The sequence below is a fragment of the Caballeronia sp. BR00000012568055 genome (genome assembly GCF_029439455.1).
Taxonomy (GTDB): Bacteria; Pseudomonadota; Gammaproteobacteria; order Burkholderiales; family Burkholderiaceae; genus Caballeronia.
This window is the reverse complement of the sequence record NZ_JAQFVG010000314.1, coordinates 40110-53092: the sequence shown is the minus strand read 5'-3', so window position 1 is coordinate 53092 and position 12983 is coordinate 40110. Positions and strand designations below refer to the sequence as shown.

At 61.3% G+C, this 12983-nt stretch carries 6 protein-coding genes and 2 pseudogenes; 4 read left to right on the top strand and 4 right to left on the bottom strand.

What is annotated here, in order from left to right; genetic code table 11:
* Window positions 1-56: 56 nt before the first annotated feature.
* Window positions 57-1073 carry a heat-inducible transcriptional repressor HrcA gene (gene hrcA / locus P7F28_RS24235; RefSeq protein ID WP_277187305.1) on the bottom strand — a complete coding sequence of 339 codons (1017 nt, stop codon included), beginning with the start codon at window positions 1071-1073 and terminating at the stop codon, window positions 57-59.
* Between the two features lie 185 nt (window positions 1074-1258).
* Between hrcA and P7F28_RS24230 the strand changes: the two genes are divergently transcribed.
* From P7F28_RS24230 to P7F28_RS24220, 3 genes are read left to right on the top strand one after another with little or no spacing between them, the layout of a single operon-like run.
* Window positions 1259-2152 (top strand): NAD kinase, encoded by an 894-nt coding sequence (locus P7F28_RS24230; protein ID WP_277187304.1) that lies wholly within the window; start codon window positions 1259-1261, stop codon window positions 2150-2152.
* Window positions 2153-2185: 33 nt separating this feature from the next.
* Window positions 2186-3838 carry a DNA repair protein RecN gene (recN, locus tag P7F28_RS24225; RefSeq protein ID WP_277187303.1) on the top strand — a complete coding sequence of 551 codons (1653 nt, stop codon included), beginning with the start codon at window positions 2186-2188 and terminating at the stop codon, window positions 3836-3838.
* 26 nt (window positions 3839-3864) lie between these two features.
* A complete protein-coding gene (locus P7F28_RS24220; RefSeq protein ID WP_277187302.1) occupies window positions 3865-4782 on the top strand; it encodes a glycosyltransferase family 8 protein in 918 nt (305 codons plus the stop codon).
* Here the strand turns inward: P7F28_RS24220 and P7F28_RS24215 are convergent.
* The 3 genes and pseudogenes from P7F28_RS24215 to P7F28_RS33905 form a co-directional block, all read right to left on the bottom strand.
* Window positions 4758-5510: a hypothetical protein gene (locus tag P7F28_RS24215; protein ID WP_277187301.1), complete on the bottom strand. Its 753-nt coding sequence runs from the start codon at window positions 5508-5510 to the stop codon at window positions 4758-4760. The two genes, P7F28_RS24220 and P7F28_RS24215, sit on opposite strands and share 25 nt — an antisense overlap.
* 116 nt (window positions 5511-5626) lie before the next feature.
* Window positions 5627-8437, bottom strand: a pseudogene (glnE, locus tag P7F28_RS24210) (bifunctional [glutamate--ammonia ligase]-adenylyl-L-tyrosine phosphorylase/[glutamate--ammonia-ligase] adenylyltransferase); the annotation flags it as partial.
* Between the two features lie 6 nt (window positions 8438-8443).
* A pseudogene (locus tag P7F28_RS33905) lies at window positions 8444-8509 on the bottom strand (PT domain-containing protein); the annotation flags it as partial.
* Between the two features lie 139 nt (window positions 8510-8648).
* On the opposite strand from P7F28_RS33905, the gene P7F28_RS24205 reads away from it, so the two are divergent.
* Window positions 8649-12953, top strand: a complete 4305-nt coding sequence (locus tag P7F28_RS24205) for a YhdP family protein (protein WP_277187300.1) — start codon at window positions 8649-8651, stop codon at window positions 12951-12953.
* Window positions 12954-12983: the final 30 nt, after the last annotated feature.

The window sequence follows — 12983 nt, the reverse complement described above, 5'->3', positions numbered from 1 at the left end:
ACGGCCTAGTGGCGCGCGATTGCGCCAGGCTGCAAGATAAATGCCTTATTGACCGCTCATTGACTGCTGAGCGACATCGACAGCAGACGCGCGGTGATATCGACGATCGGAATGACGCGGTTGTACGCCATGCGCGTCGGCCCGATCACGCCGAGCGTGCCGACGATCTTGCCGTTCACTTCGTATGGCGCGGTCACCACGCTCATTTCTTCGATCGGCACGAGATTCGATTCTCCGCCGATGAAGATCTGCACGCCCTGCGCGTGACTCGACACATCCAGCAATTGCAGGAGGCTAGTTTTTTGATCGAACAAATCGAACAGTTTGCGCAGCCGCGCCATATCGGACGAAAGGTCCGCGACTTCGAGCAGATTGCGCTCGCCGGAAATCAAAACGGTCTCGCCGGGATCGGTCTCGGCGGTGCTGGCGACGACTGCCGCCTGCATCAGCGCGGTCATGTCACCGCGCAACTGATCGATTTCCTCGCGCAGTCGGCGGCGTACTTCGTCAAAGGACAGGCCCGCGAAATGCGCGTTGATATAGTTGGACGCTTCGGTGAGCTGCGAGGGCGAATAATCGCGCTGGGTGGCCATCATCCGGTTCTGCACGTCGCCTTCCGGTGTGACGATGATGAGCAGAATACGCTTGTCCGACAGCCGCATGAACTCGATCTGCTTGAACATGTGACTACGGCGCGGCGTGAGGATGACGCCCGCGAACGAGGACAGACTGGAGAGCACGCTGGCGGCCGCCGCGACGATCTTCTGCGGCTCCTCGCCTTGCAGACGCGTCTTGACTGCCGTGGTCATGGCTTCGTCGCGCGGCGCTTCGACGGTCAGCATGGTATCGACGAACAGTCGATACCCACGCGGCGTGGGAATGCGCCCGGCGGAAGTGTGCGGACTTGCGACCAGCCCGAGGTCCTCGAGATCGGACATGACGTTGCGGATGGTCGCGGGGCTCAGCTCCAGCCCGGAATGCCGTGATAACGTGCGCGAACCGACCGGCTGACCTTCGGCGATGTATCGCTCGATCAGTGTCTTGAGGAGGGTTTGTGCACGTGGGTCTAGCATGGGCAAAGTTTAACGCAACGGGTCCGGAAGCGGCGCGCCAGGCCGTTCTTCACGAGCTGCGCGGAGTTGATCGTTCGTTCCATTCTAGCCAGAAACAACGGGCGTGCCCGCGCATCGGATGACGGCGTGTGCGTCAGGCATCGCTCGAGGTTCATTTAGGCTTTTACCTATGGTGTAATGCCGGCATGGAAATTGGCCAATTCAAGACCGTCGCGCTCGTCGGGCGCACCAACACACCGGGCATCGAAGCGCCGTTGCGCTCGCTCGCCGATCTCATTGCGAAAGAAGGCTTCGAAGTCGTGTTCGAAGCGGGCACGGCCAAGGATGTCGGCGTCAGTGATTACCCGGCGCTGTCGGTGGCGGAAATCGGCGCGCGCGCGGATGTGGCCGTCGTGCTCGGCGGCGACGGCACCATGCTCGGCGTCGGACGCCAGCTTGCGCCATACAAGACGCCGCTGATCGGCGTGAATCACGGGCGGCTCGGCTTTATCACCGACATTGCGCTCGCCGATATGCGCGAAATCGTCCTGCTTATGCTCGGCGGCCAATTCGAACGCGAAGAACGCACGCTGCTCGAAGCGCGCATCGTGCGGGACGACAAACCGATCTACCACGCGCTCGCCTTCAACGACGTCGTCGTTAACCGCAGCGGTTTTTCGGGCATGGCGGAACTGCGCGTCTCGGTGGACGGCCACTTTATGTACAACCAGCGCTCGGACGGGCTGATCGTTGCCACGCCCACGGGTTCGACGGCGTACGCGCTGTCATCGGCGGGACCGATTCTGCATCCACAATTGCAGGGCTTCGTGCTGGTGCCGATCGCGCCGCATTCGCTCTCCAACCGGCCGATCGTGCTGCCCGACGACTCCAAGGTGACCATTCAGATCATCGGCGGGCGCGACGTCAACGTGAACTTCGACATGCAGTCGTTCACCGCCGTCGAACTGAACGATTCAATCGAAGTGCGGCGTTCGCGGCATACCGTGCCGGTGCTGCATCCGGTCGGCTACAGCACGTACGCCACGCTGCGCAAGAAACTGCATTGGAACGAGCATCCGTCGCAAGACACGGCCGGCTGATTCGTTCATCCGAATTCCCTTTCCTACGCGTCCATGCTCCGTCATCTGTCGATTCGAGACTTCGTCATTGTTGCCACGCTGGATATCGAGTTTGATTCCGGTTTTACGGTTTTTTCGGGTGAAACCGGCGCAGGCAAATCCATTTTGATCGATGCCCTCGCGCTCACCTTAGGCGCACGTGGCGACGCAAGCGTGGTACGCACCGGCCAGCCGCGCGCCGACATCACCGCGGAGTTTTCGACGCACGAGCAAGTGACGCGCTGGCTCGAAGAACACGCGTTATCGCAGGACGGCGATCTGGTGATGCTGCGCCGGGTCATCGATTCGGGCGGACGTTCGCGGGCGTTTATCAACGGCACGCCGGCTACGCTCACGCAATTACGCGAAGTCGGCGAAATGCTCGTCGATATCCACGGCCAGCACGCGCATCAATTGCTGATGCGCCCCGACGCCCAACGCGAATTGTTCGATACACACGCCGGTTTGCTCGATACCGCGAACACGGTGAATCGCGCATGGCGCACGTGGCGCGACGCGCAACACGCGGTGGACGAAGCGCAAAGCCGCGACCGCGAACTGCAACTGGAACGCGAACGTCTCGCGTGGCAATTGAGCGAATTCGACAAGCTCGCACCGCAAACGGGCGAGTGGGAAGAAGTGAGCGCGGAGCATCATCGGCTGTCGCATTCGGCGAGTCTGATCGATGGCGTGCAAGCTGCGCTCGGCGCGCTCTCCGAATCCGATGAAGCGATGATTTCGCAACTCGGCGCGATCATTTCGAAGCTGCGCGGCCTAGCTGATATCGATCCCGCCTTGAACGATGTGCTTGCTGCTTTGGAGCCAGCGGAAATTCAGTTACAGGAAGCGTCGTATTCGCTGTCGCACTATGCACAGCGTCTGGAACTCGATCCGGACCGTCTCGCGCAAGTCGAAAAGCGCATGGAGCAACTGCATTCGACGGCGCGCAAATTCCGCCTTCAGCCGGAAACGCTGCCCGAGGAACACGAAGCGCGCCGCCGTCAACTCGCCGAACTCGATGCCGCCGCCGATCTGGATGCGTTGAACGCCGCGGCAGAGAAAGCGCGTAACGCCTACGACAAGGAAGCGAAAACGCTATCGAAGGCACGCGCCAAAGCAGCAAAAGCGCTGTCGAAAGCCGTCACCGAAGGCATGCAGGAATTGTCGATGGCAGGCGGCAGTTTCGACGTCGCGCTCGTGCCGCTCAGCGAGGGCGGCGCGAATGGATTAGAGCAGATCGAATTCCGCGTCGCGGGTCACGCGGGCGTGGCGTTGCGACCGCTGGCCAAAGTCGCGTCAGGCGGCGAACTGGCGCGGATCAGTCTCGCGCTCGCCGTGATCGCGAGCACCGCGAGTCCCACGCCCACGCTGATCTTCGACGAAGTGGATACGGGTATCGGCGGTGGCGTGGCGGAAGTGGTCGGGCGTCTTCTGCATCAACTCGGGCGTGACCGGCAAGTGCTGTGCGTCACGCATTTGCCACAGGTGGCCGCGCGCGGCGATCAGCATTTTCAGGTGGCCAAAGCATCGGACGATGCGGGCGGCACGGTCAGCAGCGTCACGCCGCTGGATAAGTCGAAGCGCATCGAAGAAGTGGCGCGGATGCTTGGCGGGTTGGAAATTACCGCGACCACGCGCAAGCATGCGAAGGAAATGCTGGCGGCGTGATCGCGCCACGGTTATATCGGAATCACATGATTACGGTGGTTTATTCGTTTGATCGGAATTACGCGCATTACGCTGCGGTTTCCACGTATTCGCTCGCGCTTCATTCCCGTTCGGCATTGCGGATTGTCTGGGTCATTCCAGCCGATGACCTGGAGCACATCGCGCCAGTTGCTGCGAATCTCGAAGTGGAAGTCGAATTGCGGCCGGTTGAGCCCGGCGAATTCAGCGCATGGAAAGCATCGCATCACTTTTCGCAAGCGATGTATCTCCGGTTGCTGATTCCGTCTTTGATTCACGAACCGCGCGCCATTTATCTCGATGCAGACACGCTGGTTCTATCCGACCTCGCCGCGCTGCACGCCGTCGATCTCGGAAACAATCTATTGGCCGGCGTCCCCGATCCGGCCGGCGCGCAATCAAGCAGAGTTCCGCGACAATGCGGCGATCCGTATCTGAATTCCGGCATGTTGCTGATGAATCTCGACGCGCTTCGAAACGACAACATGCTCGAGAAAGCCAAGGCCATCTATTGCGAATACGAGAATGAATTGGCGTGGCCGGATCAATGCGTGATTAATAAATATGCGGAAGGCAGAAAAATTACGCTCGACGTGAAATGGAACCGGCAAATTTCCGCGTTCGATATCACCGAAGCACAATTCGACAGCGTGTTATCGGAAAGCGGATTGGCCGTGCTCCATTTCGTCGATAGCGTGAAGCCGTGGCACAAATGGTGCAATCCAAGCGTCGGCGATTTTTACTGGCGATATGCGGATCGCGCGCGGATCGATGGGCTGAAGCCGCAAGAAATCACCACGATCGATCAAGCCATGCTGTTCGCGCGCGTACTCGACCATAACGCGCGCTTTCAGGAGGCGAGCATGCTCAAGCAACGGATTATCGAGAGCTTGCTCGGCAGTCAGGACAGCGACTCAATTGCCTGAATGTTGCTGACAAAATCATACGGTCCGCTATGCACGATGCGCGGCCACGCGCATCCATACACCGTGCCACCGTATTCACGCACCAGATTGCAGAAGTAGAAGTCCTCGCCGACGAGCCGGCCGTCGATCACCTTCTGCCGGAAGAACTCGTGCACCGGAAAGTCCGATTCCGCGTTCGGCGCCGCCGACGGAATACCTGCGGCAACCAGCCTTTCCAGGCAAGCACGTGAGATCAGCATCACACCGGTGCCGATTTCGCTCACGGGCATGGGCGCATGCAGGGCATCGGCGGCGCGGTCGGAATCGCGGAGAAAGGTGTACATGCCTTCGGTCCGGCCGGCCACTTGCGCCAGTTGCGATGGATCGACTTCGGGATGCCTGAGCACCGCTTCTTTTACGCGCGCCCAGTCGATATTCTTACTGCCGTACATGGCCGCGATTACGTCGTATTGCGGCCACTCGAACATGCGCATCAGATCTTCGACGACAAAACCCATATCGTCATCGAGGAAGAGCATGTGGCTGAATTGCGTGCGATGCAGAAAGAAACTCGTGAGCAAGTTGCGCGCGCGATCCACCATCGTGAGATTGGAAAGGATCAGCAATTCGACCGGAATACCGCGCTGAATACACGCGCTTTGCAACCCCCACACGCCACGGACATACGACGCCGAGAAAAGCCCTCGATGCGTGGGCGTGGCAACGGCGATTGAGATGTGTTCGGACATAACAGAGCACTAAAAACGGACGATCGTTCAGTATGGCACGGCAGCATCAGCGCAAGCAGGCAGACTACCTATATAAGCTTAAATCTTGACCCGCAAGCGTCGGATTCTGAAATGCCTTATTCCCCAAACACCCGCGCCCACAACGCCTTCACCGCTTCCCGCTCGCCTTCAACCACGTCCGGCACCACGCGCGCTTTTTCCATGCCATCGAGCCGCAACGTGTGCTGCAACTTCCGATAGTGCCGATACACCGCGCCAATCGACTCGGCCTCCGCTTCGGTAATTAACCCGCTACGCGCCGCGATCTTCAGCAGCGTGATATTCCCCGCGTTGCGCACGAATTCCCGATGCTCGCGCGAATGCAACAATACCCAGTACTGCACGATAAATTCGATATCCACCATGCCGCCGCGATCGTGCTTGAGATCGAACAGTTCGCTGCGATTCGGATGCCCCGCCGCCACTTTCTCGCGCATCGCGGCGACTTCGCGTGCGAGCGTCGGCGCGTCGCGTTCCATCGTGAGGACGTCGGCGCGGATGGATTCGAAGGCCGCGCCGATGGCCGTATCGCCCGCGCAATAACGCGCGCGTGACAGCGCCTGATGCTCCCAGACCCACGCGGTATTCGCGGCATCGCCTTCGCGGATTTGATAGCGGCGGAACGAATCGAGGTCCGTCACCAGCAGGCCCGATTCGCCGTTCGGACGCAGGCGCAAATCGACATCGAATAAGGTGCCTGCGCCGGTCGCGGCGGTGAGCCACGTAATCAGGCGGCGCGCGAACGACGTGTAGATGTCCGAAGCGGAATCGTGCGGATCGTCGTAGAGGAAGATCAGGTCGAGATCGGACGCGTACCCGAGTTCCTTGCCGCCGAGCTTGCCGTACGCAATCACCGAAAAACGCGGCACGTCGATATGACGCTTCGGGAAATGCTTCCACACGGTTTGCACGGTCACATCGAGCACGACATCCGCGAGTTCGGAGAGACGATCGCTCACATGTTCGACGCTCAGATGCCCCGCCAGATCGATCAGCAGAATGCGGAACACTTCGGCCTGGTGCATATGCCGCAGCAAGTCCATCTGATGTTCCGCATCTTCAGCCGCCGTCAGCCGCGCGGTCAGCGAACGCCTGAATTGCTCCCAGTCGAACGGGCTAGCGATGGCTTCATCGTCGAGTAATTCGTCGAGCAATTGCGGATGGCGAATCAAATATCCCGACGCCCATTTCGATCCCGACAACACCGACAGCACGCGCTCCAGCGCCGCCGGATATTCCGTCAGCAACGCGAGATACGCGCCGCGTTTGCCGATGGCTTCGAGCAGATCGAACAGACGCGCGATGGTCTCGCCACGGCGCGGGGCATCGACGGATTGCGCGGCTTCCAAAGCGCGCTGTGCGACCACGTCGAAGCGCTCGCGGCTGTGCTCGGCCAGACTGTTGTAGCGCGACGAATTCCACACGGCGGTCAGACGCGCGAGCACCGGCGCGGGATTGGCGAAGCCGAGTTCCATCAAACGCGCGCCGAGTTCTTCCTGCGCGGAATCGTCCGCAAGCGCGCTGCTCCAGATTTGCGATGCCGCCGAATCTTCCGCAACGCCGCAGCCGTTCTCGCCGCCGACTTTGTCCGCGAAAATCTCGTCGAACTGCTGCTCGACGAAATTGCGATGCGCATCGAGCTTCGCCATCAGCGCGGCGTAATCGGCAAAACCGAGCGACCTGGCGAGCAGCAGACGTTCATCGTCCGCGACCGGCATGGCGTGCGTTTGCGCGTCGTTGCGATATTGCAGCCGATGCTCGATGGTCCGCAAAAACAAATACGCCTCCGTCAGCGAGTCACACACCGACGTCGCCAACAGCCCATGCGCCGCGGCACGCGCGAGCACGGCAAGCGTCGGACGGATACGAAAATCCGCTGCTTGTCCGCCGCGAATCAACTGAAATACCTGCGCACTGAATTCGATCTCGCGGATACCGCCGCGACCGAGCTTGATATCGTCGGCTTTGTCGGGACGCATCGACGCACGCCGACGCGCTTCCTGCCGAATCTGCAAGTGCAGCGAGCGGATCGCCGCGATCACGCCGTAGTCGAGATAGCGTCGATAGATAAACGGCGTCGCGATCGATTCGAGTTGTTTGATCAGCCGTTGCGCCGACTCGCTCTCGCGCTCCGAAACCACGCGCCCCTTGATCCACGCATAGCGTTCCCACTCGCGACCCTGCACGTAGAAATACTCTTCGAGCATGCCGAGACTGCACACCAGCGGGCCGGAATCGCCATTGGGCCGCAGCCGCATATCGACTCGAAACACATAGCCGTCCTGCGTGATTTCCGCCAGCGCGCCGATCAGCCGCCGTCCAAGCCGTGTGAAGAATTCCTGCGTGGTCAATGGCGAACGCGTGCCGCCAGCGGTTTCGCCATCGTCTTCATAAATAAATATCAGATCGATATCCGACGATGCGTTAAGCTCGCGTCCCCCGAGCTTGCCCATACCGACCACGCCCAGCGTCAGCCGTTCGCCGTTCGGTCCGCGCGGCTCGCCGAACAAGGCTTCCAGATCCGCCGATAACACCGCGAGCGCGCGCTGAATGGTCGCTTCGGCGAGATCGGTCATGGCGCCGGTGACTTCGGCGACGCTCGCGGTTCCGGCCAGATCGCGCTCCATCACCGTGCAGAAGACTTCGGTGCGCAGGCGGCGCAGCGCGGTCTTGAGCGCGGCTTCGTTCAGCACGCCGGTTTCGGTGCAGAGTTCGCCAAGCGAATCGAGGCGCGACTCGATCCACTCGCGTGTGATCGGCGCGTCGCGCCATTGAGCGATGTTCGCCGCCAGTTCGGGACGCGCCAGGTAAGCGCGTGATGCGTAGTTCGAATAATCGGAACTGAGGAGAGTCTCGTCGGTCATGAAAGGTTGGGCTCGCTCATTGCTTGGCTCATTGCTTGGCTCATTGCTTGGCTCATTGCTTGGCTCATTGCTTGGCTCATTGCTTGGCTCGTTGCTTGGCTCGTTGCTTCGGACAGTGCTTCATGTCCCGCCATCTTACGCAGACGGCGCGCACGCGCCGCCGTCATACTGTTGACACCGTGTTACATTGCAACGTCAATCACACAAAACTACCATATCGCCCGACAGCCGCAGCATGTCCGACAGCAGACGATCCGTCGACCCGACCGAAGTTGGACAAAGCGAGCCCAGCGGCAACGCCGAGCGTGTACTGACGCGCGTTCTCAAAATCCTGCTGATCGTTGCCGCCGTGCTGTATTTCGCGGTGGCGGGCATCTATATCGCGCTGCGTTATGTGGTGCTGCCGCAGGCAGATGCGTTCAGGCCGAGGATCGAACAACTGGTGTCGTCGAAGCTGCATGCACAGTTGCGTATCGGCAGGATTTCGACGCATTGGTCAGGACTTCAGCCGGTGCTCGATATCGACAATTTACGTATCGATACCGCCGATGGTTCGCCCGGTCTCGCGGTGCCGCATGCGAGCGCGCGGCTGTCGTGGTCATCGCTTTTGCATCTTCAGCCGCGTCTCGCCGATCTTTCCGTCGATGGTCCCGATGTCATCATCGCGCGCGACAAGGATGGACATCTGAGCATTGCGGGCGTGCCGCTGCCGACGCATCGCACGGGATCGAACGCGTTCACCACATGGCTGCTCGGCCAGCGACATATCGCCCTGCGCGATGGCACCTTGCGCTGGCGCGACGCCAGCCGCGAAGCGCCGGAAATCGCGTTCAAGCGTCTGCAACTGGCAATCGAAAACGATGGCTTGCGGCATCGGCTCGCACTGCAAGCGCCCGCCGATGGCGACGTGCTGCACGGCCCGCTCGACTTCCGCACCGATTTCCGCCACGAGCCGTTTGCCGCGATGGGCGCGCCCGCGAACTGGACCGGACGCCTCTACATGTCCACCGGTCCCGTCGATCTGCCGACGCTCGCGCGCTATATCAAGCTGCCGTTCACGATGTACGGCGGCCGCGTCGATAACCACATCTGGCTGGATTTCGCGCGCGGGCAGTTGCAGAAGGCATCGGGCGAACTGACGGGCGCGGATATCGGCTTGCGCGTGCGCGCCACGCAACCGCGTCTCGACTTGCCGATCGCGCGTATGACATGGGCGCTGAATCACAACGACGGCAGCTACAAACTCGATTTGTCGAATCTTCATGCGGAACTCGGTCAGCCGCCGCTCGCGGATGGCACGCCGGTTTCGCGCCTGCTGGTATCGCAATCGTTGCAGGGCGAATATCGACCGGCGACGGTTGGAAAGGGACAGTTGTTCCGCGTCGCGGGCGATCGCGTCGATCTGGGCATTCTCGCGGACTTTCTGCGCGCGTTGCCGCTGCCCGCGCGCGTGCTCAACGAACTGGTGCGCTTCAATCCGCATGGCCAGATTGCCGATTACTCCATCTACACCGAACGCGCGCCGCCGAAAAACGAAGAGGATGCCAAACGTCAGCGCGAAAAAGGCGACGTGCCGATCATTCACTACGCGGTCAAGGGCACGCTTCAGGGCATCAGCGTGCAGGCGCAGGAACCGCCGCCAGGATTGACGATCAACAATCACCCGCGCGCAGGCATTCCGGGCGTCGAAAATCTGTGGGGCAAGGTCGATGCGAACGAAGCGCAAGGTTCCATCGATATCGATTCGAAGAATGCGGCGGTCACGATTCCCGGCGCATTCGACGATCCGCGCCTGACCTTCGATACGCTCAAAGGTCACGCGCGCTGGACGGTCGCGGACAGCATCGCGCCGGGCGAAGCGCGCCGCGCCTTCACCATTCAGCTCGATACGCTGCATATCAAGAATCCCGATGCCGAAGGCGAAGTCACCGCGACGTATTGGAATCAGGGCAGCGGACGCGGCAATCTCGATCTGAAGGCGAAGGTCGCGCATCTGCAAATCACGCGTCTGGTGCGCTATCTGCCGACGAGTCTGAACGAGCGCGTGCGCGTGTATCTCGGGCATGCGTTGCAGGCCGGCATCGCGCGGAACGGGACGCTGGAAGTGCACGGCGATCTCACCAAATTCCCCTACGCGAAGTTTCCCGACGCAGGCGTGTTCAAGATCACCGCGCCCTTTACCGGCGGCAAGTTCGATCCGACGCCGTTCCCGCCGCGCAAGATGCTCAATGGCTTGCCGAACTTCTGGCCAGCGTTCGAAGGCATCGACGGGACGTTTCATCTGGCGCAGAACAAGCTCGGTTTCGATGTCGAGCGCGGGCATTATCGCGGCGTGCGTGTTTCGAAGCTGACGGGCCGGATCGACGATACGGGCAATCGCGAAACCAAGTTGTGGATCGACGGACACGCGCGCGGCCCGCTCGCGGACATGCTTCAGTACGTCGATGACAGCTCGCTCGGTTTGATGGCGAAGCACGCCACGCGCAAGCTCGACGCCAAAGGCGATGCCGTGCTCGACCTGACGCTCGGCATCCCTCGCTATCGACCGCCCGCGCCCACGCCGCCGATCAAGACCGAATACAAAGGCGCGCTCACTTTCGCGGACAACGAAGTGCGCTACGCCAACTTGCCGCCGCTGAGCCATTTGCGCGGCACGGCGCGCTTCGCCGCCAAAACCGTCACACTCGATGAACTGACCGCGCAATTGCTCGGCGGCGATGTGCGCGCGAAAGGCGGCGTGCAGCCCGACGGCAGCTATGCGTTCGATGTGAACGGGCGTATCGGTTCGGACGTGGCGCAGAAGCTCGATGCGCGTATGAGTCCGCAGGCCGTGCAGTTTCTGAAGCGCATCACCGGCACGGCGCCGTATGAGATGCACGTGCGCGGCAAGAAGAACGCGTTGCCCGATGTGGAAGCGAAGTCGGATCTGACGGGCATTGGCTTCGATCTGCCCGCGCCGTTCGGCAAGGCGCAAGGCACGCCGATGCCCTTCTCGTTCACCTTCAAGCCGCAGCCCGGTTCCGCCGATGTACACGACGCGCAACTCACGCTCGGTCCCGTGCAGGCGCAGTATCTGTTGCAGCAAATCGGCCGCGCGCAGGTGAAGGTCGATCCGCAAAATCCCGCCGATCCGATGAACATGCGCGCGCAACTGAAAGTGCTGCGCGGCGCGATCGGCGTGAACAAACCAGCGGATTTGCCATCGGAAGGCGTGACGGCGGCCGTTGATCTGAACGAACTCGATGCCGATGCGTGGCGCAAGGTCATCGCCGATATCAACGCGTCCGCGCAAGCCGAAGCGCCCGCCGCGATGAACACGCCGCGCCCGCCGATGAGCGAGAACGTGCGCCAGTTCATCCCCACGCGCGCCGCGATCCACTTCACCACGCTCAAGCTGCTGAATCGGCGTTGGGAGAACGTGGTGATCGGCGCGAGCGAGACGGATCGGAAGTGGCAGGCGAATGTGGCATCGAACCAGGTGTCCGGTTATCTCGCGTGGACGCCGGGCGCGACGCCTGGCAGTCCGGGCGCGTTGCAGGCGCGCTTCGCCAAGGTCGTGATTCCGGACAAGACTGAAGACGATCTGGTCGGCAAGGTGATCCGCAAGCCACCGCGCAACATGCCGTCGATCGATCTGATCGTGAATGAACTCGTGTTCCGTAATCGCGATCTCGGCCGTCTCGAAGTCGATGCCCACAACGACTTCGTCACCGACGATCCCGTCTGGACGCTCGATAAGTTCGAACTCGCCAATCCCGACGCGACGCTTTCCGCCAACGCCACGTGGCGCACGCTGCCGGGCGCGGTCATGCACACCGCATCGCCCGACGAGTCGATGCCCTACGACACCGACGACAATATCCCGCGCCGCACCTCGCTCGATTTCAAGCTCGATGTGAAAAACGGCGGCGCGCTGATCGATCGCTTCGGACTGCCGCATTCGGTCAACAAGGGCGACGGCACGGTGTCGGGTCACGCGGCGTGGAACGGTGGACCGACCAACATCGACATGAATACGCTCGACGGCAGTGTCGATGTCGATCTGCGTCATGGCGCGATCATGCGGGCAGGCGCGGCGAAGTGGCTCGGCATCTTCAGCCTGCGCACGCTCGCCAGTCTGCTGACGCTGCATTTCGAGGATGTGGTCGGCAAGGGTCTGCCCTTCGAGAAGATCACGGGCACAGCGCGGATCGATCAGGGCATCGGACGGACGGATGATTTTCTGATGGTGACCTCGCCCGCGCGCGTGCAGATGCAAGGCATGGTCGATCTGCCGAAGCAGACGCAAAACCTGAACGTGAAAGTGGTGCCGACCGTCGGCGCGGGCACCATTGCGATTGGCGCGGCGGTCATCAATCCCCTGCTCGGGCTGGGCGCGCTGGCGGCGGATATCGCGCTGTCGCAATCGATCAAGAAAGCCTTCGCGCTGGATTATTCGATCACCGGTTCGTGGCAAAAACCGGTCGTCCAGCGTCTGCATGGCGATCAGGGTAAGATCGAAACACCAGCCGCTGCTGTCATTCCGTCAGCCGCCAACTAAAGCGCCTATCGAACGATACACCGCGGCTAC

Excerpts from the sequence above, each read along its gene's own strand:
- hrcA (WP_277187305.1), bottom strand. The coding sequence starts at position 1,073 with ATGCTAGACCCACGTGCACAAACCCTCCTCAAGACACTGATCGAGCGA.
- P7F28_RS24230 (WP_277187304.1), top strand. The coding sequence starts at position 1,259 with ATGGAAATTGGCCAATTCAAGACCGTCGCGCTCGTCGGGCGCACCAAC.
- recN (WP_277187303.1), top strand. The coding sequence starts at position 2,186 with ATGCTCCGTCATCTGTCGATTCGAGACTTCGTCATTGTTGCCACGCTG.
- P7F28_RS24220 (WP_277187302.1), top strand. The coding sequence starts at position 3,865 with ATGATTACGGTGGTTTATTCGTTTGATCGGAATTACGCGCATTACGCT.
- P7F28_RS24215 (WP_277187301.1), bottom strand. The coding sequence starts at position 5,510 with ATGTCCGAACACATCTCAATCGCCGTTGCCACGCCCACGCATCGAGGG.
- P7F28_RS24205 (WP_277187300.1), top strand. The coding sequence starts at position 8,649 with ATGTCCGACAGCAGACGATCCGTCGACCCGACCGAAGTTGGACAAAGC.